Source organism: Arthrobacter gandavensis, assembly GCF_015355785.1.
Lineage (GTDB): Bacteria > Actinomycetota > Actinomycetes > Actinomycetales > Micrococcaceae > Arthrobacter_B > Arthrobacter_B gandavensis_A.
On sequence record NZ_JADKYW010000003.1, the window covers coordinates 749,687 to 772,909 of the forward strand.

Consider the following 23,223-nt stretch of genomic DNA (forward strand, 5'->3'; position numbering starts at 1 on the left):
GAACACATGGAAAAATCAGAGCGGCTCAACGCGATCCTCGATCTGCTCGCCGAACACGGGCACGTGCAGGTCGAGGACATTGTCTCCGGACTGCAGGTTTCCCCGGCCACGGCCCGGCGCGACCTTGATGCCCTCGCGTCCCGGAGGCTGCTCACCCGGACCCGCGGCGGAGCCACCATGGAAGCGGTAGCCTACGACCTGCCCGCGCGCTATACCCGGGATGACCAGGCTGCCGAGAAACAGGCGATCGCCCAGGCTGCGAGCGCCCTGGTGCCCCGTGGCGCAGTGATCGGACTGTGCGGCGGAACCACCAGTACCGCCATCGCCCACGAGCTGGGGATGCGCAGGGACCTCATGGAGCCCTCCAGCAAACCCACGCTCACCGTGGTCACCAACGCCATCAACATTGCGTCCCAGCTGGTAGTCCGGCCCAACATCCGCGTCATGGTGACCGGCGGCGTGGTCAATCCTCGTTCCTACGAACTGGTGGGACCGTATACGGACACTATCCTGCAGCGGGTGGCACTGGATTTCGCCTTTGTGGGTGTCAATGGGCTGGATCCGGAGGTTGGGCCCACCATCAACGATGAAGCCGAAGCCGCGGTGAACGCCCTGATGTCCCGGCGTGCGTCGGAAACCTATGTGGTCGCCGACTCTTCCAAGATCGGCAGCCGCAGTTTCGCTACGCTCAGCGGATTCGTTTTCAGCAACCTGATCACGGACAGCGGAATCACCGACGAGGCAAAGGCGGCCTTCGAATCCTCCGGCACCAGGGTGATCGTCGCAGCGTCCAGGAAGTAGTCCCGCTACTGCACCGGCGACTGCCCGCTGAGCGCTTCGGGCTCGGATGCTGCGAACTGGGTGTTGTAGAGCTCGGCGTACCGTCCGTCCCTGGCCAGCAGCTCCGTGTGGGTTCCCTGTTCGGCAATCCGCCCATCCTCGATCACCAGGATCCGGTCCGCATTGCGGATCGTGGAAAGCCGGTGGGCAATCACGACGGCGGTGCGGCCTTCCAGCGCCTCCGTGAGGGCTGCCTGGACCGCGGCTTCCGACGTCGAGTCCAGTGCCGCCGTCGCCTCGTCCAGGACCACGATGCGCGGCTGGGCGAGCAGCAGGCGGGCGATGGTCATGCGCTGGCGTTCACCGCCGGAGAGACGGTAGCCGCGCTCCCCCACCATTGTTTCCAGACCGTCCGGCAGCGAGCTGATCAGGCCCTGCAGCCGGGCCCGGCGCAGTGCGTCCCAGATCTGCTCGTCAGAGGCTTCCGGGTTGGCCAGCAGCAGGTTGGACCGGATGGTCTCGTGGAACAGGTGCCCGTCCTGGGTCACCATGCCCAGGGCGCCGCGCATATCTTCAAAGCTCACGTCCCGCACGTCCGTGCCGGAGAAGCGCACTGCGCCCGCATCGACGTCGTACAGGCGTGAAAGCAGCTGCGCGATCGTTGACTTTCCGGCACCCGAGCTGCCCACCAGCGCCACGGTCTGGCCGGGCTCTACCCTGAAAGACACGCCATGCAGCACGTCCTCGCCGCCGCGGCTGTCCAGCACCGCCACGTCCTCAAGGGAAGCCAGCGAAACCTTGTCCGCCGTCGGGTAGGCGAAGGTGACGTCGTCGAACTCCACACCCAGGGGTCCGTCCGGCACCGGGGCCGGATTCTCCTTCTCCTGGATCAGCGGCTTGAGGTCCAGGATCTCGAAGACCCGCTCAAAGCTGACCACGGCGCTCATGATCTCCACCCGGGCGTTGGCCAGGGACGTGAGCGGGGCGTAAAGGCGGGTCAGCAGCAGTGCCAGCGTGACGACGTCGCCCGCGTTGAGGGTTCCGGTCATGGCGAACCAGCCGCCGAGCCCGTACACCAGGGCCAGGGCCAGGGCGGACACGAGGGTCAGGGCCGTTACGAAGACGGACTGCATCATGGCCGTCTTGACGCCAATGTCGCGGACCCTCGCGGCACGCACGGCGAACTCCGTGGATTCCTGGTCCGGACGGCCGAACAGCTTCACCAGCGTGGCTCCCGGAGCGGAGAACCGCTCGGTCATCTGGGTGCCCATCGACGCGTTGTGGTTCGCGGCCTCGCGCCGCAGGGCGGCGAGGCGGCTCCCCATCCGCCGTGCGGGCAGGAGGAAGACCGGCAGGAGCAGCATGGCAAGGATGGTGACCTGCCAGGAAGTTGTCAGCATGACGATCAGGGTGAGGATCAGGGCTACGAGGTTGCTCACCACTCCGGAGAGCGTTCCGCTGAAGGCCTGCTGGGCCCCAATGACGTCATTGTTCAGCCGGCTCACCAGCGCTCCGGTGCGGGTGCGGGTGAAGAAGGCGATGGGCATGCGCTGGACGTGGTCGAAAACCTTCGTCCGGAGGTCCAGGATCACCTGTTCGCCGATGCGCGAGGAGAACCAGCGGGTGGCCAGGGAAACCGCGGCATCCGCGATGGCGACTACGGCGATCAGGACCGCCAGCCACACCACGGTTTCAACGGAAGTTCCGGCCACGATCGCGTTGACCACCTCACCTGCCAGGACCGGCGTCGCAACCGCGAGGAACGCTCCGACCGTTGAGAGGACCAGGAACCCGAAAAGCTGCCGCCGGTACGGGGACGCGAACGCCAGGATCCGCCTAAGGGTTTCCCGGGAGATCTTGTTGTCTGTGCCCTTGGCCGTGGAGATCTTGTAGAGCGAACTCCACGCCGCACTTTCCATGCTCATACTGTTTTCTTCTTTCACGTAGCCCGGTACCCAGCTTAGGCGCGGGGCAGGCGTTCCCGAGTTCCATAACTGCCGAACAGGACACGGAATTCCCGCAGTTGGCACCACCGGAGCGACACAGTAGCGCAGCCCGCTTCACCACGAGTAACAGGGGCCACACTGCGGTACACTGCAAATCGGTCCGACCTGTCCGGGCCCCCCAAACGAAAGGCCGCTATGCCGACGGCGCCGACTTCCGAGGGCCTGTCCACGGACTCCCTCAGCGGGGACCTGCCGGCTCTCGTAGCCGTCAGCGATCCTCAGCTGCGACGCGAGGTGGACGAGGCACTGGGGCTGGCCGGGCTGCGACCTGTGCAGCACGGGGCTCCGCCGGAGACCGAGCTGCCCGTGCTGGCCGTCGTGGACACCGCTGCCCTCCAGCAGGCAGGCACCGACCTGCGCCGCTGGCTCCTGCCGGCCGCTGACGGCTCCGGACCTCCCGTCATCCTTGTCACCCCCGGGGACCTGCCCGACGTCGAAGACATGGTCCGCCGGGGCATCACCGACTTTGTGCTCAGCCCCGTCTCCGGCAGCGACCTGTCCTACCGGGCAGCCCTGATCCGCGCGGAGACCCTCGCGGTCCGCCGCCGCCGAGAGGTGAATGCCGTCCTGCGCGGGAAAGCGCGGGTCATTTCCGCAGCCGTCCGGGCCACCAATGATCCCCACGTCATGTCCGAGGCCGTGGTGTCCGGACTGGGAGATGCCTTCCGGGCAGACCATGTAGCCCTCACGACGTTCCCGGACGAACGGGTTCCGGAGCTGCTCACCTCCTGGAGCCGGCCGGGAACCGCGCATGCCATCCCCGCGCCGGACCCGCGGCTTGCCGCTGATGTGGCCGACATGCTCTGGAACTCCGGAAAGATGCTTGCCGCACGCGACCACCAGGACCCCGAGCCGGATGTCCATCCAATCCTCCACCCGGCACCCCGGGACGCCGGACTGCGGACATCCGTCATTGTTCCCCTGGGCCACGGCGACCGCCCGTTTGGCTTGATTTGGCTGGCCGGGGAGAACGCCGCCCGCACCTGGACACCCACCGAGCTCGCCCTGATCCAGCATGTCAGCGGAAACCTTGCCCACGGCCTGGTGCAGGGGCATCTCATCACGGCCCAGCGGACGGTCCTGACCAGGCAGCGCGAACTGGACCGCGAGAAAACAGACTTCGTCGCCACGATCAACCACGAGCTGCGCACTCCGCTGACCTCGATCACCGGCTACCTGGACCTGATCCTGGACGGCTCGGGCGGCGGCATCTCACCCGAAATTGCCCAGATGCTGGAAATCGTGGGGCGCAACGCCACCCGGCTGAACCACCTGATCGGGGACCTGCTCACCATTTCCAGGGCGGACGCGGATGAGATCCGGATGGACGTCGAAGAGCTTGTGCTGCAGGACCTGCTGGACCAGGTCATCGCTTCCCTGACGCCTGCGGCAAACAGCCGGAACATCAATCTGACGTTTGACGAGCAGAACCCCGAACTCCGCCAGGACCTGCGCCTGGACGGAGACCGGGAGCAGCTGGAACGGGTCTTCATGAACCTGATTTCCAACGCGGTGAAGTTCACCCCGCCCAACGGCTCGGTGCGCCTCACCGCAGGGCTGCACGATCCCGGGGACGGAACCGCCCCCATGATCCGCGTCTGTGTGCAGGACACGGGTATCGGCATCCCGAAAGAAGACCTTCCCAAGCTCTTCAGCCGCTTCTACCGCGCCTCCAACGCCACCGCCGCTGCCATCCCCGGCACCGGCCTGGGCCTGTCCATCGTGCAGGACATCGTGAATCAGCACGGCGGCAGGCTTTCCATCTCCTCCACCATTGGAGAAGGCACCTGTGCTGAAGTGATGCTTCCCGCGACCTAGCTTCCCGCCGCTGCCCGTGCCGGCACCTGCGCCTGGATCCGCTCCGGGAAGCAGTAGCAGTTCAGTGAGTGGCCGCGGCTGAAGCCCACCAGGGTCATGCCGGCGTCGCGCGCCAGGTCAACGGAGAGGGCCGACGGCGCTGAGACCGCCGCAAGAACCGGAATCCCGGCCAGCTGGGCTTTTTGAACGAGTTCAAAAGAGGCCCTCCCTGATACCTGCAGCACCGTGCCGCGCAGCGGCAGCATTCCTGCACGCAGCGCCCAGCCCACCACCTTGTCCACGGCATTGTGCCGTCCCACGTCTTCCCGCAGGCACAGCAGGTCGCCGTCAGCCGTGAACAGTCCGGCCGCGTGGACGCCGCCGGTCTTCTCGAACAGGGCCTGGCTTTCGCGCAGCCGGTCAGGCAGGGACGCCAGGACCTCCAGCGGCACCCGCACGCCGTCGCCCGCGACGTCGAAATGGGATGACTTACGCACCGCTTCGATCGACGCCGTGCCGCAGATGCCGCAGGAGCTGGAAGTGTAGACGTGCCGCTCCATACCGGTGTCCGGCAGCGCCGTTCCGGGGCGCAGCTGCACATCGACCACGTTGAAGGTCTGCTGTCCCTCTTCATCGACGCCGGCACAGTAGCGCAGGGAGATGAGCTGTCCGGCCTCCCAGATAACCCCCTCCGAGACCAGGAAACCGGCTACCAGGTCAAAGTCGTCACCGGGGGTGCGCATGGTCACGGTAAAGGATTTGCCCTGGAAACGGATCTCCAGCGGTTCCTCTCCGGCCAGCACGTCATCGCGCCGGCTTACCGCCCCGTCAGTGCGGAACCTCGTAATTCGGGCACGCCGTGAAACCCGTCCCATCCCATCGCTCCTCAATAAGTCTTAGACTGGCCTCACTTCAGATTAGGGGATTTCCTACACAAGGACGTGGTGGCTGTGCCAAGCAAGGCTCCGAAAGATGGAATCAACGAATCAGAGCTGCGGGTAGGTGATCCGAAAACCCACGCCGTCGGGCTGCCGGCAGTGATCAACTCGCTGCGCATTTCCTTCGACCAGATGGGTCCGCTGCGCAGCGCCAAGACACTGCTGAACGTCAACCAGAAGAAGGGCTTCGACTGCCCGGGCTGCGCCTGGCCGGAGGGCGATAAACGCCATGCCGCTGAGTTCTGCGAAAACGGCGCCAAGGCTGTGGCAGAGGAAGCGACCAAACGGAAGGTGCCGCCGGAGTTCTTCGCCGAACACTCCGTGGCGGACATGCTCGAGAAGGACGACTACTGGCTGGGCCAGCAGGGCCGCCTGACCCACCCCATGGTCCTTGAAGCCGGAGACACGCATTACCGGCCGATCAGCTGGGACGGCGCCTACAACATGATTGTCGAAGAGCTGGCCGCGATGGACAGCCCGGACCAGGCGGTTTTCTACACCTCCGGCCGAACCTCCAATGAGGCAGCTTTCCTCTACCAGCTGATGGTGCGCGGGCTGGGCACCAATAACCTGCCGGATTGTTCCAACATGTGCCACGAGTCCTCCGGATCCGCCCTGACCGAAACTCTCGGCGTGGGCAAGGGGACCGTCAGCCTCGATGACGTCCAGGGCTCGGACCTGATCATCGTGGCCGGACAGAATCCGGGCACCAACCATCCACGCATGCTGACTGCCCTTGAGCGGGCCAAGAAGAACGGCGCCACCATCGTGGCCGTCAATCCCCTGCCGGAAGCGGGCCTGCTCCGCTTCGACAACCCGCAGACGGCCTCCGGCCTGCTGGGCACCAAGTTCGGAGGCGGCACGCAGCTGGCCGACGATTTCCTGCAGATCCGCCTGGGCGGGGACCAGGCACTGTTCCAGGGGCTGGGCAAGTATCTGCTGGAACAGGAAGAGGAGCACGGGAACGTTTTCGACCACGCCTTCATTCGGGACTACACGGACGGGCTCGATTCATATCTTGCGGAGATCCGGAACGCCTCCTGGGACGAGATTTGCCTTGCCACCGGGCTGACCCGCGCACAGATCGAAACCACGGGCGCCCGGCTGACCGCCGCGAAGTCCACTGTGGTGTGCTGGGCCATGGGCCTCACACAGCACAAGCACTCCGTGGCAATGCTGCGCGACGTCGTCAACGTGCTCCTGCTGCAGGGCAACGTTGGCCGCCCCGGTGCCGGCGTCTGCCCGGTCCGCGGGCACTCCAACGTCCAGGGTGACCGCACTATGGGCATCTTCGAGCGCATGCCCGATTCGTTCCATGACAAGCTCGACGCCGAATTCGGCTTTGCCTCTCCGCGGCGCCACGGATTCGACACAGTCAACGCCATCCGCGCCATGCGGGATTCAAAGGTCCGGGTCTTCATGGCAATGGGCGGCAACTTCATCCGCGCCACCCCGGACTCCGCCGTCACGGAGGATGCGCTGCGCAACACGGCGCTCACGGTCCAGGTGTCCACCAAGCTGAATAAGTCCCATTTGGTCCACGGCCGCCGGGCGCTGATCCTCCCCGCCCTGGGACGTACGGACCGGGACACCCAGGCCAGCGGAGACCAGCGGGTCACTGTAGAGGACTCAATGAGTGCGGTACATGCCTCGCAGGGGCGGCTCGACCCTCCGGGTCCCGAAGTCCGGTCGGAAGTGGCGATCGTGTGCGAGCTGGCCGAGCGCCTCTTCGCCGGGGAGAAGGCACCGTTCCAGGCGAACGCCCCGCAGCTGGACTGGATAGCCTGCCGGGCCGACTACTCGCTTATCCGCCGGCACATCGAGAACGTCATTCCCGGTTTTGAGGGCTTCGAGTCCAAGATCAAGTTTGGGGGCGGCGGATTCGTCCTTCCCAACGGGCCCCGTGACGGCCGCAGGTTCGCAACGGCAACCGGCAAGGCACGCTTCACCGCCAATGAACTGGACTATCCGAAGGTGCCCGAGGGACGGCTGATCCTGCAGACCCTGCGCGCCCATGACCAGTACAACACCACGGTCTATGCCAAGGACGACCGCTACCGCGGCATCTACGGCGGCCGCCGGGTGGTGTTCGTGAATGAAAAGGACCTTGCTGCAGCCGGTCTCAAGGACGGAGACCTCGTGGACATGGTCTCCGAATACGAGGACGGCGTTGAACGGCGCGCCGAGTCCTTCCGGGCGGTTGCCTACAACACTCCCGTGGGCTGCGCTGCCGCGTACTACCCGGAGGCGAACGTGCTGGTGCCGCTGGACTCCGTGGCCAAAGTCAGCGGCACCCCCACGTCCAAGTCGGTGATTATTCGGCTGGAGGCTGCTTCACCGGCCAAGGCAGCGGCAGCGCACTGACAGCCTGGTCCATGGCGCAGCCCTCTTCGGGCAGCACCATGACCGCGTCCGCCTCGGCCAGTCCCCGGAGCATGCCGGAGCGGAAGTACTGTGAAGGAAAGGCGCGCCCGACCTGGATACGGCACGGGACCAGGCGGGTGCGTCCCGGCAGCGGTGCCACGTCGACGCCGGCCAGCACGTGGTAGTCCTTCCCCGCCGGAGCCCCGCGGAGTCCCTCCAGCAGCGGCTCAAGCACCGTGAAAACAGCCATCATGGCCGCCAGCGGGTTGCCGGGCAGCGCTACGACGAACCGGCCGTCCTGCAGCCGCGCCATCAGCGTGGGATGGCCGGGGCGCATGGCGATGCCGTCGATCAGGAGTTCGGCATCTACGGCTTCCAGTGCCCTGCGCAAGTGGTCGGCGTCGGAAATTCCCGTTCCTCCGGTGGTCACCAGCACGTCGCCTGAAGACATGGCAAGGGAATGTTCATCAACTGCGTCGGTGCTCAGCGCGGCAATCACGTCATCCAGGCGGTCCGGCAGCCTGCGCACCACATCCACGCGCCCGCCCAGCATCTCCACCAGCTGCGGAAGCTGCGGGCCAAAGGTGTCACGGACCTGGCCGGAGTCCGGAAGCCCGGACTCAATAACTTCGTCGCCGGTGAAGAGCATGGAGACGCGCGGAGCCCGCAAAACGGGCAGCGTGTCGTGGCCGCACACTGCAGCCAGCGCAATGTGGGCGGGGTTCAGGACCGTGCCGGCCGCAATCGTGGTCTCTCCCGCAGCGGCTTCTTCGCCGGCCGGCCGGATGTGCTCCCCGAGCCGCGGTTCGTCTTCCCGTGCGGTAGCTGCACGGCGCAGCACGGCAGGATCTCCCGGGGACAGCTCCCCGTTCTCCGTCCGCAGCACCGCCTCGGCACCCGCGGGGACGAGACCGCCCGTGAGGATGGATACGGCTTCACCCGGCTGCAGCGGGCGCCTGCCGGATTCCTTATGGATCTGCCAGGGTTCCGGTTCCGGCTCAGGCACCACGATCGTCCACGGTTCCGGCCCGGCCACCGCCCATCCGTCCATGGCAGAGGAGGCATAGTGCGGCACCTGCAGCAGGGCGACCGCGTCGGAGGCGAGTGTTTGGCCCAGCGCCTCGGCGAGGGGCACCGTTTCAAGCGGAAGCGGGCGCGCGGCAGCGTGCGCTGCTTTCCTTGCCTCCTTCCAGGAGGTGTTGGGCTGCAGGGGCAGGATTACGGGTGCGGGGCCGTTCACTTGGCGTCCCTCCGATCTGCTTCAGCATCGCATTCGCGCTGGGCCGCCCGGATGGCCGCCCGCATGGCGACGGATTCGTCCGCCTGTCCGCTTCCGGCGGCGAGGCCGGCGGCGAGCCCGGCAACGAACGTCGTGAGGGGCGCAGCCGGGCGGACCACGTTGTGGGCGGCGGCTGCCGCGAGGTCCAATACGGCGTCGATGTCCACCTGTGTTCCGTCAAGCTCAAAGGCCTGCAGCAAACGCTGCGTCCACGCCTCGAGTTCCTGCTGCTGGGTTCCCATGCTGGCTCCTTACTCCTTGGCTGCAGCTGCGGGTCCGGATGAAGGAGCGGCGCGTGCCCGAGGCATGATGCCCCATTTGCGGGCATCGTCCCAGGTGTCCACGTCCGCAGTGCTTCCTTCCGGAACAGCAACCTCTCTCCACTGCACCCTAGCAAGCATGCTGAACATAGAGAGATTTACTAGTGACTCCGGGCCGCCCGCCACGGCCTGCAGCAGCGCATCGGTGCGGTAGAGGCCCGCAAGCGGCTGCGTTTTGCCGGCACCGTCCCGGGCCAGCACGGAACGGCCGGGATCCTGGTCCGCCGCGGCCAGCAGCACCGGAACGGCAGACCGGGCCTCAGGCATGTCGCAGGCGAGGACCAGCGTCCACGGCCGGCGGGTAGCAGCGCTGCCGTCCGATCGCCTGCCGATGGCAGCTATCCCGGCTCCCATTGCTGCGGCCGGGCCGGAGAACGGCGGCTCCTCCCTGACCAGGACAGGAGCTGGGACTGAGCGGGAAAGCGCCCCCGCAAGTGAGGGCGGACCCACCACAGCCGCGCAGGCGGCGTCCCTCACCGCGTGCAGGGTGCGCAGCAACAGCGTCTCGCCTTCAACGACAAGTTCTGCCTTCGGCTCACCGCCTAGTCGGGATGAGCGCCCGCCGGCCAGGATGACGGCGTCGTAACCTGTCAGTCCCGGGCCGCTCATGCAGCGGTGTCTCCCAGGAACGGGCTCCACTGGGCGGCAGGCTGCTCCAGTTCACGGATCTGCCAGCGGGTCCCGTGCGGTGCCCCCGGAGTGAATCGCAGTTTCCACCCAAGCTGGTTCAGCGTCCTGTCCCCCTTCTTGTTGTTGCAGCGGAGGCAGCATGCCACCAGGTTCTCCCAGCTGTCCTGCCCACCGCGTGATTTGGGTACCACATGGTCCACGGTTGCTGCCGCCTTGCCGCAGTATGCGCAGCAGTGGCTGTCCCGTCGGAGCACGCCCCTGCGGGTCGCGACACTTGAGTCCCGGTAGGGAATGTTCACGTACCGGTTAAGCAGAATCACGGAGGGGCGTCCAAAAACATCGCCGGGACCTACCACCGGGTCGCCGCTCTCCGCCAGGACACTGGCCTTTCCGGTAAGGACGAGTACCAGCGCGCGCCGGAAAGTGACCACAGCCAGCGGTTCATAGCCCGCATTCAGAACCAGGGTTCGCATGCACGTTCCTCTTCGCCTGCCCGCCGCCGGAAAAGAAACAACGTCCACCGGCCTCGCGGTACTTCGAATGTTCACTGCAAGGGTAAGCCGCGAAGGCCAATCCCGCCATTTAAACGGGTCCAAGCGCACATCCGCAGGTGCCGGGAACGGCAAAAGGGCCCCGCCGTTCCCGGCGGGGCCCTTCTCTGTGTCATTCGTGCGTCTTAGCCGCCCACGCGGATGTAAACTCCGCCGGAACCGAGCTCAGCCGGGGCAACCACGGTCTGGTTTCCGAAGAAACCGCCGTGGACAGCCTGGCCGTTGCCCACGTAGACAGCGATGTGGGCCATGCCCATGCCGCCGTCGGCGTAGTAGATCAGGTCACCGGGAATCGCTTCCGCAGCGCTGACGGTCCGACCCAGGGAAAGGTAACCGGCGGGCCAGCCGTGGTAGTTGATGCCAGCTGCTGCCAGCGCGTTGGTGGCGAGCATCGTGCAGTCCTGCATGACGCCCAGCTGAGCGTAGGCAGCTGCGGCGATGGTTGCTGCCACACCGGAGGAGGACGCGGGGGGTGCAGCCGGCGCTGCCTGTGCTGCGGCCGGAGCTGCGGCAGTGTTGCCGGCGGCGGTGTTGCCTTCAGCGGTGTTGCCGGCCGCAGTTTCCTGCACGGCCGGGGCGTTAACTTCCTGGGACTGGACGGTGACCTCGGGGGCCACCGTGACGCCCGGAACGGGAGTGAGCGTCAGGTTCGGTCCAATCGCATCGGCCGGGACCTGGAGCGGGATGGAGGACAGATCCAGCTTGCTGGTCTGCACATCACGGGACAGCTCGGGTCCGGCGGCGTTTGCAGCCACACCGGTGCTCAGGACGAGGCCGGAAGCAGCGGCGATGACTGCTGCCTGGCGGCCTACGGTACCTGCGCTGCTCACGGCATCCGCCAGGGCGGTCAGGGACGCATTGCGCTGCACGGGCGCACGGTGGCGCGCACGCTCAGTTGACGTGGTCATTTTTCTCCGTTGTTTCTGGAAACTGAGCGATTAGCTGACGCGGACGAAGCTTGCGCCGGGCAGGTCGGACAGGGAGTGCAGGCCGGTGTTCATGCCGTTCAGGCCACCGCTGATGACCTGGCCGTTGCCGACGTAGATTGCAACGTGGCCGCCGGTGATGACGAGGTCGCCGGCCTGGGGGCTGCCCACAACGGAGCCGTAGGCGAAGAACTGGCCGGGAGCCAGGTCGCCAACGGACTTGCCGACCGAGCGCAGTGCCTTCTCGACCATCGCGGTGCAGTCCTGCGCAACGCCGATCTGGGCGTAAGCGGATGCAACGAGGCCGGCGGCAACGCCGCTGGCGGCTACCGGTGCGGAGGATGCGGTGGTGACTTCACCGGCAGCCTGTGCTGCCGGGGCTGCGGCCGGAGCAGCCTGTGCGGCCTGTGCGGGAGCTGCGGCCTGCTGGGCGGCGGCGGCCTGCTGCTGCTGTGCAGCTGCAGCGACGGCTGCGGCTTCTTCAGCGGCGGCCTGCTCGGCGGCGGCGATCTGGGCGCGGGTTTCGGCTCCGGAAACGGAACCGGCCAGCGGCTGGACCGGGAGTTCGAACGGTGCCTGCTCGGAAACCGTGACGGTTCCGTTGGAGGTCACAACGTTGAGGGGGGTGGATTCAAGGGCCTGGCGGTCGGTCGGGACCGGGGCTGCCTGGGCCGGCATGCCTGCGGCCAGGACGAGGCCGGAAGCAGCGACGACGACGGCGGCCTGGCGACCAACGGAGCCTGCATTGGCGGTAACAGCTTTGGACAGCGCGGTAAACGGAGTTACCGGCGCGGTGGCAGCACGACGGCGGCCGGAATTGACTGATGACACAGTTTTGCCTCTCCCAGTGCCTACGAGGTGAGCTGTCGGATTCGGATGGGAGTCACCCGGTTGCTGGACTGCTAGGTCCTGCAACTTAACCCCAAGGGCTTCTTACGAAACCCGAATGTGGTTCCCCCGCCTCTGCCATGCGATTTTGCGAACGGATCTCGGACAGTGGCAGAGCTCGGCAATCTGTTCGAGAGTGTCTGATCTTTGGCGAATCAGGCACGGTGACGAGAATATAACAACATCACTGGAATGTCACGCTCAGGTCACGAAAGCGTGTTGGAGCGGTCACAGCCAGCCCAAGGGGTCGACTGGAGTGCCGTTTACGAGTACCTCGAAGTGCAGGTGGCAGCCCGTCGAGGCTCCCGTGGTGCCGCTGGCGCCGACGAGGTGTCCGCGCTCCACAGTGTCCCCGACGGAGACACTGATGGCGGAGAGATGGTTGTACGTGGTTTCGACGCCGTTGCCGTGGTCCACCACGACGCGGTTGCCGCCGCCCAGCGCGTGCCAGCCGGCAGATTTCACCGTCCCGGCAGCTGCCGCGGTTACTTCGGTGCCGCACGCTGCGGCGAAGTCCTGGCCCGTGTGCAGTTCGCCTGCGGAACCGGTGATGGGACTGACCCGGTAGCCGAAGGACGACGTCTGAACGAGGTCCGACGTCAGCGGAGTTGCCAGCGTTCCCTTTGCCGCCGCAGGGATGACGTCCGTTCCGGCTACGCTCAGGCTGCGGAGCTTGGCGTCCGGATCGAATTTGGAGCTCAGAGCGGTCCGCTCGAAATCCAGGACCGCATTTGCGTCTGCGGAGACCGGATCGGCAGCGACCGGCTGGGGCTCAACGGCCGGGTCGGTGGCTGCCGCCGTCGTCGGGACCGCTACCGTCAGCACCAGCCCGGAGGCGGCGGCGGCAATGGCGAACTTTTGGGCGGCTCCGCCCACGGGGCGGTGTGCGGGTTCAGCGCGGCGCCTTCCGGCAGTCCGTGCAGCGGTGCGTGGGCGCAGTTCTGCGGCCGGAGCTGCAGCCCTGCGCCTGCCCGAAGCAGCGTGCTTCGACAAGTGTTTCCCTCTCTAACAAGCCTGCGAAGTTAGCTGTCGGATTCGAGTAGAGAAACTCGGCCCACGACGCACGTGCTGATCCGGTGTGGATTGTGCCGTGCTGCTCGAAGGCTTCACCCCAAGGCAGTAATACTGCCGCTTGGTGGGTCCTCCGCCCCTGCCCGCGAACGGTTACACCTGCGGTCCAGTGGCAGGGTTAGGCTGTTGGACCGGTGAACGGTGATGTTGCTGTAGTCAGATGCCACTATAGGGGAAAAGGTCCAAAAGATACCATTCCGTTATCTGGCGGTGGCAGGTCACGAAGCGGGAGCGGAGACAAAGACGTGCGAGGCCACCTCTGCGGGCAGCTCAAGGGCACCTTCGATCCCGGGCACCCGTACGGAGATGTACCCGCCCACCACCTCGGCGGTGATGCTGGCGCCTGGCCGCAGGCCTGCATCATCGAGCTGGGTCAGGAGCTCCGGATCCACCTGGATCGGTTCGGCGAGCCGCTCGAGGAGCATCGGCTGCCCGGCACTGTCCTGCGACACGGCGGAGAGCAGGTCCCGGTAAGGGGTGGGCGGCTGCAGCACCGCTTCACCACCGAGGGCTTCCAGCCCTGGAATCGGATTGCCGTACGGCGATTCGGTCGGCTTGCCCAGCAGGTCATAAAGCCGGCGCTCCACCCGCTCGCTCATTACGTGCTCCCAGCGGCAGGCCTCGTCATGGACGTAGGCCCAGTCCAGGCCGATGACGTCTGCCAGCAGACGCTCCGCCAGGCGGTGCTTGCGCATGACTTCGGTGGCGCGCCTCCTGCCCAGGTCTGTCAGTTCAAGCTGCCGGGTCCCCGACACCACCACGAGCCCGTCCCGTTCCATTCGCCCGATGGTCTGGGAAACGGTGGGGCCGGAGTGGCGCAACCGCTCGGCAATACGGGCCCGCAAAGCCACGATGTTCTCTTCCTCGAGCTCAAGGATCGTCCGAAGATACATCTCAGTTGTGTCGATGAGGTCCGTCATGACCAGCCGCTCCTAGCAATCGTGCAAAAGAGAATCACCACAGCGGCGCAGAACGCGCCGACAGTTTTGTTCCCACGTTAGCCCATCGCCGCAAACCCGGGTGAATTCCGGTGTCCGTCCCCTGCCGAGGCCGCCGGCCGGTCATAAATAGGACCGGCACGTGCGCGGGGTGTTGAATGGAAGAGTACGTGAAGCACCCTGCCAACCCGCTTGGAGCATACAGAAATGGGCGATACCGCCGTTACGATTCCCGCTGAACTTCTCCCCAAGGACGGGCGCTTCGGAGCCGGTCCTTCCAAGGTCCGTCCGGAGCAGATCCAGGCACTGTCTGATGCAGGAGCCAAGCTGCTGGGCACCTCCCACCGGCAGGCACCGGTCCGGAACCTTGTGGGAAGCGTCCGCGAGGGCCTCTCCTCGCTCTTTTCCGCACCTGAGGGATACGAAGTAGTCCTCGGCGTCGGCGGCTCCACGGCATTCTGGGACATCGCGTCCTTCGGCCTCGTGGAGAACAAGGCCCAGCACCTTTCCTTCGGTGAATTCGGCTCCAAGTTCGCCGCAGCCACCAACAAGGCACCGTTCCTAGCTGCGTCCAGCATCATTAGGGCCGAGCCGGGCACGCGGCCGGAGGCCGCTGCCGAAGAGGGCGTGGATGTCTATGCCTGGCCCCAGAACGAAACATCCACCGGCGTGGCTGCTCCCGTGCGACGCGTCGCCGGAGCCGATGAAGGTTCCCTCGTCCTCATCGACGCGACTTCCGCTGCCGGAGGCCTGGACGTGGACCTTGCGGAGGCGGACGTCTACTACTTCGCCCCGCAGAAGAACTTCGCGTCCGACGGCGGACTGTGGCTGGGCATGTTCTCCCCGGCGGCCCTGGAACGCGCCGCCCGGATCAATTCCTCCGACCGCTGGATCCCGGATTTCCTGAACCTGCAGACGGCGGTGGACAACTCACGGCTGAACCAGACGTACAACACACCCTCACTCTCCACGCTGGTGACCCTTGAAGCGCAGATCAAGTGGCTGAACTCCAATGGCGGGCTGGGCTTCGCCGCGGCCCGCACCGCGGACTCGGCCGGGCGGATCTACTCCTGGGCGGAGAAGTCCAGTGCGGCTTCGCCGTTCGTCAGCCGCCCGGAGGACCGGTCCAACGTCATTGCCACCATCGACTTCGACGATTCGATCGACGCCGCGGCCATCGCGAAGACACTGCGCGCCAACGGAATCGTGGATGTTGAACCGTACCGGAAACTGGGCCGCAACCAGCTGCGGATCGCTACGTTCGTTGCGATCGACCCCGAGGACGTCAGCGCACTGCTTGAGTGCATCGACTACGTGATCGAGCACTCCTAGCCGATCCGCCCGGGCCTGCGTGACGGCCCGCAGGAGGACTCCGATCCCGCTAGCGCGGGCCGGGGTCCTCCTGCGTCAGGTCCCCCGCATTCTCATTGGCGCTGCTTGTCAGGTAAAGGCGCCGGCGCACGGACCGGTCATAATGCAGGCGCAGATGGTGTGAACGCCAGGCCCAGACAAGGCCGATCACCGCAGTGACCAGCCCGGACGCCGCGGCGACACCCAGGCTCCAGCGGGGACCGAAGGAATTGGAGACCCATCCCACGATCGGGGCTCCCAGCGGGGTGCCGCCGAGGAAAATGGCGAAGTAGAGTGCCATGACCCGGCCCCGCATCACGGGCGTGGTTGTGGTTTGGACGTAGGCGTTGGCGCTGGTCATCAGGGTCAGGGCGAACAGGCCCACCGGAATCAGGGACAGCGCAAAGATCCACAGGTTCGGCGACAGCGCGGCGATGAGGCAGGCGGCACCAAAGGCTCCGGCAGCACCGAAGATGAACCTGAGCCGCGGCTTGTCCCGGCGGGCGGAAAGCAGCGCACCGGCAACCGATCCAATGGCCATGATGGAGTTCAGCAGGCCAAAGATTCCGGCGTCCTGGCCGAACTCGGTGCGCGCCATCGCCGCGATATACACCGCGAAGTTCAGCCCGAAAGTGCCAACGATAAAAATGGCCAGCAGGACCATGATGAGGTCCGGCCGGTACCTCACGTACTTCAGGCCTGCCCGGATCCGGCCCTTGCCAGGCGGGGCTTTGGGCAGCACGCGCAGCTCCGACGACCGCATCTTCAACAGCGCCAGGACCATGGCCGCGAAGGTCACGGTGTTAATCAGGAAGACCCATCCCGGCCCGACGGCGACGGTCAGCAGGCCCGCAGCCGCCGGGCCAACCATGCGTGCCCCGTTGAAGGAGGCACTGTTAAGCGCGACGGCGTTGGGAAGGTTCTCCTCGCTGACCACCTCGGAGACGAAGCTCTGGCGGGCCGGAGCATCAATCGCGGAGACCACTCCCAGCGCCAGCGCGAAGGCGTATACGTGCCAGAGTTCCGCGTGGCCGGAGAGCACCAGCAAACCAAGTCCTGCACCAAGTGCGGCCATAGCCACCTGGGTTGCGAGCAGGACCTTCCGCCGGTCATAGGTATCCGCGACGAGCCCCGCCCACGGGGCAAGCAGCAGCTGGGGACCCAACTGGAGCGCCATCACAATACCCATGGCGGCGGCATCCTGGTTGGTCAGGATGTCATAGACCAGCCAGTCCTGCGCCGTGCGCTGCATCCAGGTTCCAATGTTGGAAACCAGTGCTCCCAGGAACCAAATGCGGTAATTGAAGATGCGAAGGGAACGGAACATCTGGGTTCACTTCTCCCTTCCGGGATTGTGAACCGCGTTCCGCGCACTCACTGCTTAGTCGTCCTCCGATGCGGCAGGCGTGCCTGCGGCTTCTTCCTCTGCCGCAGGCACCGCAGTGCCCTGTTCCTTCTCTGCTTCCTGCGCAGCCACGTCCTCCGGCCGGATACGCATGGACCACGGCACCCATTCCGGAGCCAGGACGGCCTCAGCCGAGGGCAGCAGGCCCACTTCGCAGACCGTGGCGGCCTTGCCCCGGGGAACCCGTGCCACGGTGGCGAACCATTCCCAGCCGCGGTAGCCGGGCCGGTTGGCCCGGAAGCGGTGGGTTACCAGCCGGTCCGCCTCGGGAACAGCACTCAGCCACTCCCCAACCTGCTCCTCGGGCACGACTTCAAGCAGGCCCGCACGGGCCGTTTCCCAGGCAGCTGCAAGCACTGCGTCCGGTTTTGACGGCTTGCGCGCAGGTTTCCGTGCGGCAGCAGGCTTAGGTGTTTCCTGGGTCTCGCTGACTTCGGTGTTTTTCACTCGGTGGTTCTGTCCCTACGCATCAAGGTCGTCTGCAACAGCCCGCAGCACCGCGGCTACCTTGGCTGCATGCTTCTTCTCGGGGTACCTGCCCCGGCGCAGTCCGTTGGAGATGCCATCCAACAGTTTAATGAGGTCTTCGGTGATGACGGCCATGTCGTCCGCCGGTTTGCGCGTGGCCTTGGCTACCGACGGCGGAGCCTCCAGGATGCGGGCAGAGAGCGCCTGCGGTCCACGGCGTCCGTCAGCCACGCCGAACTCCATCCGGGTCCCGGGCTTCACCTCGCTGACACCAGCGGGAAGCGCAGAAGCATGCAGGAAGACTTCCTGGCCGTCGTCAGTGGCCAGGAAGCCGAATCCCTTGCCAGTGTCGAACCACTTGACCTTGCCGATGGGCACTTCGCTTACCTCGTTCTTAGGTATCGGGTGCGGGCTTTCGACCGCATCTGGTGATGAAAGGGGTGTTACGTCCGCGCGTATCTGTCTTCCGGAGTCCAAACGGTCCGGCGGCGGATGCCTGTTGAGATACTACGGGGAAGAGTCTTCCCTTTAGAATATCCCGCGCCCCCAAATGCTGGGCCCGTGCCGCTTTGGGTGCGCGGGATATTCTAGCTGTTAGCGTTAAAGACCATGGAACACCTGGGCCCAACTCCCGCAGACAATGCAGCCGCCGGCACCCCCGTGCAGGGGGCGGCGAGCGGAAGACGCTCTCCCTTCCGCACGCTGGCAACAACACTGGCCGCGGTACTTGCCGTGGCCGGCGTCGGGAGCCTTGCCGCCCTGCTGCTGGAAGCACTTCGCGGAGAAGCCGTCTGGCCCGGTTTCGCTGCCGGCGCGTTCTATTGCCTGCCCCTGGCGTTCCTCATGATGGCCGGGCTGGTAATTGACTCAATCGTGCGGCGGCGCCGGGGCTAACCCGTTTGTTTTCGGTGCCACTCGGGTAACCTGTTTGACGATGTCCGCGATCCGAGCCCTGGCTGAAGACCTTGCAGCGCGCAGTGACGAACAACTGCGTGAACTCCTGCTCGCCCGGCCGGACCTGGCCCTTCCTCCGGTGCCGGATTTCCAGGCGCTGGCGGCCCGGGCGTCAACCCGCATCAGCGTTCAGCGCGCGCTCGAAAAACTCACGGCTCCCCAGCTGCAGGTGCTTGAAGCGCTGGATTTGACCACCAATGAAGACTCGCACCTGAGCACCACCGCGTCCTGGCTCAAATCATCCATCTCCGGGTCCACCATCAAGTCGCTGGACGCGATCCTGGGCTACCTGCACAGCCTCGCCCTGCTGCGCCGGGCCACCCCCCATCCGGGGGCTCCGAAAGCCGACGCCGGGCGCCGGTTCTACCTCCCGGTCTCGGTCCTGGGTGAAGCCCTGGGCGCCTACCCGGCCGGTCTGGGCCGGCCCTATTCCACGCTGGCCGCCCAGCAGCCGGAATTCGGGCAGCGTCTGGTGGGCATTGTCGAGAGGCTGCGCCAGCGTGGTCTTCCCGTCGAGAAGGCAGACACGCCGTCGACGGCGGCCCACTCGCTGCACCATCTGGTCTCGGATCCGGCCGGCTGGGAAGCCCTGCTGGCCGGGGCTCCCCCTCAGACCAATGATCTCCTCCGGCGGTTCAAGTACTCGCCGGTGGGAACCGTCCCGCGCAAGGCCGCCATGAGCCGGGCAGTCCTGGACAATCCCTCCCCCACGCCCGTTGAGTGGCTGGTTGCGCACGGTCTCCTGGTGCCGCTGGATGCCCTGCATGTTGAATTGCCCAGGCCGGTGGGGCAGGCTTCCCGCGGCCATGTGATCGTTTCCGATTTCCAGCTCGAACCTGTTCCCCCAACGCCCCGTCCGGTGCCGCACGCCCTGCGGGACAACGCGGCCTTCGGCGCCGTGGCGGAAACACTGCGGCTCGTCACTGAGCTGCTGACGCTTGCTGCCCAAGCCCCGATCGGCACGCTGCGGTCCGGCGGCGTCGGGGTGCGGGAGGTCCGGCGGGTGTCGGAGGCCCTGCGGCTGGACGGAGCGGCCACCGCCTGGCTCCTTGAGCTTGCCGCGCTGTCAGGGCTCCTGGTCCTGGACGCGGCAACGTCCCGCTGGGGCACCGCGGAGAGCGAATGGCACACCATGGACCGGGAACTGCAGTGGCAGCACCTGGTGAGCGCCTGGCTCGAGGCAGAGCGGGCGCCGTCGCTCGTCGGCGGACCGTTGCCGGGCGGTGGATCCGTAAACGCCCTGGCCGCCGAGCTGTCCCGCCCTGACGCGCCGCTGGTCCGCCGGCGAATGCTGGAGATGCTCGCCGCCCTCGCCGCAGAGGAAGCCGTCGAAGACGGCCATTCCGGCGCCTATGACGCAGAAGACCTGATCAGCGCGCTGACCTGGTACCAGCCGCGGCTGCAGCGCCGCTTCGCCCGGCTTGTTCCCGGCATCCTGAAGGAAGCCGCGCAGCTGGGACTCCTTGGTTCCGGAGCCATGACGGAACTGGGCCTCGCCGTTGCCGGGGCAGACATGGACCGTGCCGTGGCCCGGCTTCGGGCAGCGCTGCCCGAGCCGCTGAGTTCCTTCCTGCTGCAGGCAGACCTCACTGCGGTTGCTCCGGGGTACCTGGACCCCAAGGTCGCCCAGCAGCTGGCCCTGCTGGCGGACGCCGAAGGGCAGGGGCCGGCGACGATCTACCGTTTCTCCGCGAACTCGGTGCGCCGCGCGCTGGACGCGGACATGGACGCGGCGGCGATCCTTCAGTTCCTGGCGCGCTACTCGGCTACCGAAGTTCCGCAGCCCCTGCGCTACCTGGTGGAGGATACCGCCGCCCGGCACGGACGGCTGCGCATCGGCGCCGCGTGGTCCTACCTGCGCAGCGACGACGAAGCGGGGCTGAACGCCCTGATGGCGGATCCCCGGGCAGCCGTCCTGGGCCTGACCCGCCTCGCGCCCACCGTGATCGCCTCTGCAGCGACGCCGCAGGAGCTCGCTCTGGCGATCCGCAGCCTGGGCTACGCGCCGGTCATGGAGGGGCGCGCACGTGAAGCGTCAGGTTCCCATGCCAGGCCGCCCGTACCGGCGCCGTCGTCATCCGCCACGCGCGTAAACCAGTGGGAACTCACCGAGGAAGACCTCGAGGCGCAGCTCGCTGCGCTGCGCGGGCGGGGACCTGCCGCAGCGGCCAAGCCGGATGAGTCGGTTCCGCTGGTGGGACTGGAGACCCTTCGCAAGGCCATCCGCACCAAGAGCTCCGTCCGGATGGGGGTGGTGGACGGCCAGGGGAATGAACGCCAGGAGATCTTCGTTCCCCTATCCGTAAGCGACGGACGGGTGCGGGTCTTCGATCCCCGCCGGGACGTAGAACGCGTAGTGTCGATACATCGGATAATGGATGTGGAAATAGTGGAGGGCAGCCCAGCACATGGTTGACGGACCTTTGATCGTCCAAAGCGACAAGACCATCCTGCTGGAAGTGGACCATCCATCGGCCGTAGAGGCCCGGCACGCGATAGCAGCATTCGCTGAACTCGAGCGGGCTCCCGAGCACATCCACAGCTACCGGCTCACGCCGCTGGGGCTCTGGAACGCGCGGGCCGCCGGGCTGGATGCCGAGCAGGTGCTCAATACCCTGCTCACCTACTCCCGCTTTCCGGTACCGCACACCCTCCTGGTGGACATTGAGGAAACCATGTCCCGCTACGGGCGGCTGCGGCTGGAGAAGGATCCCCAGCACGGGCTGGTGCTGCGCACCAATGACTACCCCGTCCTTGAGGAAGTGCTTCACGCCAAGAAGATCCAGCCGCTGCTGGGCCCGCGGATCGACGGTGAAACGGTAGTAGTCCAGTCTGCGATGCGCGGCCAGCTCAAACAGCTCCTGCTGAAGCTGGGCTGGCCGGCGGAAGACCTGGCCGGGTACGTGGACGGCACACCGCACCCGATCCTGCTGGATGAGGACGGCTGGGCGCTGCGTCCCTACCAGAAGCTGGCTACTGAGAACTTCTGGGCCGGAGGGTCCGGCGTAGTGGTGCTTCCCTGCGGTGCCGGAAAGACGCTCGTCGGTGCTGCCGCCATGGCCACCAGCTCCACTACGACCCTGATCCTGGTCACCAACACTGTCTCGGCCCGCCAGTGGAAGGACGAGCTGCTCAAGCGGACCTCGCTGACCGAGGACGAGATCGGTGAGTACTCCGGCGCGGTCAAGGAAGTCCGCCCGGTCACCATCGCCACGTACCAGGTGCTCACGCTCAAGCGCGGCGGACTGTATCCGCACCTCGAACTGCTGGACGCCAATGACTGGGGCCTGATCATTTACGACGAGGTCCATCTGCTTCCGGCACCGATCTTCCGCATGACGGCGGACCTGCAGGCCCGGCGCCGGCTGGGCCTGACTGCCACGCTGGTGCGCGAAGACGGCCGCGAGGGCGAAGTGTTTTCGCTGATTGGCCCCAAGCGGTACGACGCGCCCTGGAAAGATATCGAGGCGCAGGGCTACATCGCGCCGGCGGAGTGCATTGAAGTCCGGGTGGACCTGCCGCGGGACGAGCGGGTTGCCTATGCCATGGCCGAGGACGGCGACAAGTACCGCCTGTGTTCCACCTCGGAGACGAAGTCCAAGGTGGTGGAGGATCTGGTACGCCGGCATGAAGGCGACCAGATCCTGGTGATCGGGCAGTACATCGACCAGCTGGATGAGCTGGCTGAGCGGCTGGATGCCCCGGTCATCAAGGGCAGCACCGCGGTCAAGGAACGCCAGCGGCTCTTCAATGATTTCCGCGAAGGCAAGCTCAAGACGCTCGTTGTGTCCAAGGTGGCCAACTTCTCCATCGACCTGCCCGAAGCATCGGTGGCCATCCAGGTCTCCGGTTCCTTCGGCTCCCGCCAGGAGGAGGCCCAGCGGCTGGGCCGTCTGCTGCGTCCAAAATCGGACGGCCGGGCCGCCCACTTCTACACCGTGGTCGCGCGGGACACCCTCGACCAGGACTTCGCGGCCAAGCGGCAGCGTTTCCTGGCAGAGCAGGGCTACGCCTACTCCATTCAGGACGCCGCGGATATCGAAAAGCCCGCCTAGCGTCTTTCAATTCCCCCCTTTTCAGGGAACAGCACGGGTTATCCCCATGGACAGTTCTCCACATAGCCCCCTTTTCTGTCCTGCGCGCACGGAACTCGACGCCGACCGCATCGACCGCTATGAGTCCCTGGTCCAGCTGGATTTCGTTAGTCTCCCCGATCTGGCCCGCCTGGTAGCCTCATGGCTGGGTCTGGGTCCGGCCTGGACCCTCACGACGGGGAGCCTCGATCTCCCGACCGAGGTCTTCGACCGCCGGATTGCATCCGCAGACGAGGCGCCGCCCACGGACGATCCAGCGTGGATCCGGATGTGGAACGAACCTTGGGTTATCTGGCGGGTCCAGGTGCAAACCGCCGACGGCGCGGCCCCTGAATGGGGCTAGGTGGACGCGGGCCGTGCGGGGCAGCATCTGCCTACGGTCGATGAGGAGCGCGCCACCCTGGAGCCGGTGACTACCGCCATGGCCTACCGCGATCTCGTTTCCGCTTTCACCGGTTCCCGAC

General features: G+C 66.2%; 21 protein-coding genes and 2 riboswitches. Of the genes, 8 read left to right on the forward strand and 13 right to left on the reverse strand.

Annotation, left to right across the window (positions count from 1 at the left end; all coding sequences use genetic code 11):
* Window positions 1-6: 6 nt before the first annotated feature.
* The gene (locus tag ITX31_RS04725; RefSeq protein ID WP_194782272.1) at window positions 7-801 is read left to right on the forward strand and encodes a DeoR/GlpR family DNA-binding transcription regulator; all 795 of its coding nucleotides are present in this window, start codon (window positions 7-9) and stop codon (window positions 799-801) included.
* Window positions 802-806: 5 nt separating this feature from the next.
* Here ITX31_RS04725 and ITX31_RS04730 read toward each other — a convergent pair whose 3' ends face one another.
* Entirely contained in the window at window positions 807-2,705 is a 1,899-nt protein-coding gene (locus tag ITX31_RS04730) for an ABC transporter ATP-binding protein (protein WP_194782273.1), read from the reverse strand.
* 216 nt (window positions 2,706-2,921) lie between these two features.
* On the opposite strand from ITX31_RS04730, the gene ITX31_RS04735 reads away from it, so the two are divergent.
* A complete protein-coding gene (locus ITX31_RS04735; protein WP_194782274.1) occupies window positions 2,922-4,604 on the forward strand; it encodes a sensor histidine kinase in 1,683 nt (560 codons plus the stop codon).
* Here ITX31_RS04735 and fdhD read toward each other — a convergent pair.
* Window positions 4,601-5,458: a formate dehydrogenase accessory sulfurtransferase FdhD gene (fdhD, locus tag ITX31_RS04740; RefSeq protein ID WP_194782275.1), complete on the reverse strand. Its 858-nt coding sequence runs from the start codon at window positions 5,456-5,458 to the stop codon at window positions 4,601-4,603. The two genes, ITX31_RS04735 and fdhD, sit on opposite strands and share 4 nt — an antisense overlap.
* A gap of 75 nt (window positions 5,459-5,533) precedes the next feature.
* Here fdhD and ITX31_RS04745 point away from each other — a divergent pair, with 75 nt between their 5' ends.
* Entirely contained in the window at window positions 5,534-7,885 is a 2,352-nt protein-coding gene (locus tag ITX31_RS04745; protein ID WP_194782276.1) for an FdhF/YdeP family oxidoreductase, read from the forward strand.
* Here the strand turns inward: ITX31_RS04745 and ITX31_RS04750 are convergent.
* The 8 genes from ITX31_RS04750 to ITX31_RS04780 form a co-directional block, all read right to left on the reverse strand.
* Window positions 7,836-9,125, reverse strand: coding sequence for a molybdopterin molybdotransferase MoeA (locus tag ITX31_RS04750; protein WP_194782277.1), 1,290 nt, complete (start codon window positions 9,123-9,125; stop codon window positions 7,836-7,838). The genes ITX31_RS04745 and ITX31_RS04750 overlap by 50 nt on opposite strands.
* On the reverse strand, window positions 9,122-9,406 hold the full coding sequence (locus ITX31_RS15785; protein WP_228528955.1) for a DUF6457 domain-containing protein: 285 nt from the start codon (window positions 9,404-9,406) through the stop codon (window positions 9,122-9,124). The genes ITX31_RS04750 and ITX31_RS15785 overlap by 4 nt, the downstream gene beginning before the upstream one ends.
* Before the next feature lie 9 nt (window positions 9,407-9,415).
* Window positions 9,416-10,093, reverse strand: a complete 678-nt coding sequence (gene mobA, locus ITX31_RS04755; RefSeq protein ID WP_228528956.1) for a molybdenum cofactor guanylyltransferase — start codon at window positions 10,091-10,093, stop codon at window positions 9,416-9,418.
* Window positions 10,090-10,587, reverse strand: a complete 498-nt coding sequence (locus tag ITX31_RS04760) for an HNH endonuclease (RefSeq protein ID WP_194782278.1) — start codon at window positions 10,585-10,587, stop codon at window positions 10,090-10,092. Before ITX31_RS04760 ends, mobA begins: the two co-directional genes overlap by 4 nt.
* Window positions 10,588-10,790: 203 nt before the next feature.
* A complete protein-coding gene (locus ITX31_RS04765) occupies window positions 10,791-11,573 on the reverse strand; it encodes an NlpC/P60 family protein (RefSeq protein WP_194782279.1) in 783 nt (260 codons plus the stop codon).
* 30 nt (window positions 11,574-11,603) lie between these two features.
* Window positions 11,604-12,422: an NlpC/P60 family protein gene (locus ITX31_RS04770; RefSeq protein ID WP_194782280.1), complete on the reverse strand. Its 819-nt coding sequence runs from the start codon at window positions 12,420-12,422 to the stop codon at window positions 11,604-11,606.
* 3 nt (window positions 12,423-12,425) lie between these two features.
* Window positions 12,426-12,613, reverse strand: a riboswitch (cyclic di-AMP (ydaO/yuaA leader).
* A 94-nt stretch (window positions 12,614-12,707) separates the two neighbouring features.
* On the reverse strand, window positions 12,708-13,472 hold the full coding sequence (locus ITX31_RS04775; RefSeq protein ID WP_194782281.1) for a M23 family metallopeptidase: 765 nt from the start codon (window positions 13,470-13,472) through the stop codon (window positions 12,708-12,710).
* A gap of 3 nt (window positions 13,473-13,475) precedes the next feature.
* A riboswitch (cyclic di-AMP (ydaO/yuaA leader) is annotated at window positions 13,476-13,685 on the reverse strand.
* An 83-nt stretch (window positions 13,686-13,768) separates the two neighbouring features.
* Entirely contained in the window at window positions 13,769-14,470 is a 702-nt protein-coding gene (locus tag ITX31_RS04780; RefSeq protein WP_194782282.1) for a metal-dependent transcriptional regulator, read from the reverse strand.
* Between the two features lie 225 nt (window positions 14,471-14,695).
* Between ITX31_RS04780 and serC the strand changes: the two genes are divergently transcribed.
* Window positions 14,696-15,820 (forward strand): phosphoserine transaminase, encoded by a 1,125-nt coding sequence (serC, locus tag ITX31_RS04785; protein ID WP_194782283.1) that lies wholly within the window; start codon window positions 14,696-14,698, stop codon window positions 15,818-15,820.
* A 49-nt stretch (window positions 15,821-15,869) separates the two neighbouring features.
* Here the strand turns inward: serC and ITX31_RS04790 are convergent, their stop codons facing one another.
* The 3 genes from ITX31_RS04790 to ITX31_RS04800 are packed head-to-tail and all read right to left on the reverse strand — an operon-like array spanning window position 15,870 to window position 18,089.
* Window positions 15,870-17,165 carry an MFS transporter gene (locus ITX31_RS04790; RefSeq protein WP_194782284.1) on the reverse strand — a complete coding sequence of 432 codons (1,296 nt, stop codon included), beginning with the start codon at window positions 17,163-17,165 and terminating at the stop codon, window positions 15,870-15,872.
* Between the two features lie 54 nt (window positions 17,166-17,219).
* Window positions 17,220-17,690 (reverse strand): DUF3027 domain-containing protein, encoded by a 471-nt coding sequence (locus tag ITX31_RS16050; protein ID WP_194782285.1) that lies wholly within the window; start codon window positions 17,688-17,690, stop codon window positions 17,220-17,222.
* Window positions 17,691-17,705: 15 nt separating this feature from the next.
* Window positions 17,706-18,089, reverse strand: a complete 384-nt coding sequence (locus ITX31_RS04800; RefSeq protein WP_194782286.1) for a cold-shock protein — start codon at window positions 18,087-18,089, stop codon at window positions 17,706-17,708.
* A gap of 231 nt (window positions 18,090-18,320) precedes the next feature.
* On the opposite strand from ITX31_RS04800, the gene ITX31_RS04805 reads away from it, so the two are divergent.
* Genes ITX31_RS04805 through ITX31_RS04820 form a run of 4 tightly spaced genes read left to right on the forward strand, consistent with a single transcriptional unit; the run spans window position 18,321 to window position 23,102 of the window.
* A complete protein-coding gene (locus ITX31_RS04805) occupies window positions 18,321-18,605 on the forward strand; it encodes a hypothetical protein (protein WP_194782287.1) in 285 nt (94 codons plus the stop codon).
* A 40-nt stretch (window positions 18,606-18,645) separates the two neighbouring features.
* Complete coding sequence (locus tag ITX31_RS04810) at window positions 18,646-21,081, forward strand: helicase-associated domain-containing protein (RefSeq protein WP_194782288.1); 2,436 nt, start codon at window positions 18,646-18,648, stop codon at window positions 21,079-21,081.
* Window positions 21,074-22,720, forward strand: coding sequence for a DNA repair helicase XPB (locus ITX31_RS04815; RefSeq protein WP_194782289.1), 1,647 nt, complete (start codon window positions 21,074-21,076; stop codon window positions 22,718-22,720). Before ITX31_RS04810 ends, ITX31_RS04815 begins: the two co-directional genes overlap by 8 nt.
* 46 nt (window positions 22,721-22,766) lie before the next feature.
* Window positions 22,767-23,102: a hypothetical protein gene (locus ITX31_RS04820; RefSeq protein WP_194782290.1), complete on the forward strand. Its 336-nt coding sequence runs from the start codon at window positions 22,767-22,769 to the stop codon at window positions 23,100-23,102.
* Window positions 23,103-23,223 lie beyond the last annotated feature (121 nt).

Excerpts from the sequence above, each read along its gene's own strand:
- ITX31_RS04725 (WP_194782272.1), top strand. The coding sequence starts at position 7 with ATGGAAAAATCAGAGCGGCTCAACGCGATCCTCGATCTGCTCGCCGAA.
- ITX31_RS04730 (WP_194782273.1), bottom strand. The coding sequence starts at position 2,705 with ATGAGCATGGAAAGTGCGGCGTGGAGTTCGCTCTACAAGATCTCCACG.
- ITX31_RS04735 (WP_194782274.1), top strand. The coding sequence starts at position 2,922 with ATGCCGACGGCGCCGACTTCCGAGGGCCTGTCCACGGACTCCCTCAGC.
- fdhD (WP_194782275.1), bottom strand. The coding sequence starts at position 5,458 with ATGGGACGGGTTTCACGGCGTGCCCGAATTACGAGGTTCCGCACTGAC.
- ITX31_RS15785 (WP_228528955.1), bottom strand. The coding sequence starts at position 9,406 with ATGGGAACCCAGCAGCAGGAACTCGAGGCGTGGACGCAGCGTTTGCTG.
- mobA (WP_228528956.1), bottom strand. The coding sequence starts at position 10,093 with ATGAGCGGCCCGGGACTGACAGGTTACGACGCCGTCATCCTGGCCGGC.
- ITX31_RS04760 (WP_194782278.1), bottom strand. The coding sequence starts at position 10,587 with ATGCGAACCCTGGTTCTGAATGCGGGCTATGAACCGCTGGCTGTGGTC.
- ITX31_RS04765 (WP_194782279.1), bottom strand. The coding sequence starts at position 11,573 with ATGACCACGTCAACTGAGCGTGCGCGCCACCGTGCGCCCGTGCAGCGC.
- ITX31_RS04780 (WP_194782282.1), bottom strand. The coding sequence starts at position 14,470 with ATGACGGACCTCATCGACACAACTGAGATGTATCTTCGGACGATCCTT.
- serC (WP_194782283.1), top strand. The coding sequence starts at position 14,696 with ATGGGCGATACCGCCGTTACGATTCCCGCTGAACTTCTCCCCAAGGAC.
- ITX31_RS04790 (WP_194782284.1), bottom strand. The coding sequence starts at position 17,165 with ATGTTCCGTTCCCTTCGCATCTTCAATTACCGCATTTGGTTCCTGGGA.
- ITX31_RS04805 (WP_194782287.1), top strand. The coding sequence starts at position 18,321 with ATGGAACACCTGGGCCCAACTCCCGCAGACAATGCAGCCGCCGGCACC.
- ITX31_RS04810 (WP_194782288.1), top strand. The coding sequence starts at position 18,646 with ATGTCCGCGATCCGAGCCCTGGCTGAAGACCTTGCAGCGCGCAGTGAC.
- ITX31_RS04815 (WP_194782289.1), top strand. The coding sequence starts at position 21,074 with ATGGTTGACGGACCTTTGATCGTCCAAAGCGACAAGACCATCCTGCTG.
- ITX31_RS04820 (WP_194782290.1), top strand. The coding sequence starts at position 22,767 with ATGGACAGTTCTCCACATAGCCCCCTTTTCTGTCCTGCGCGCACGGAA.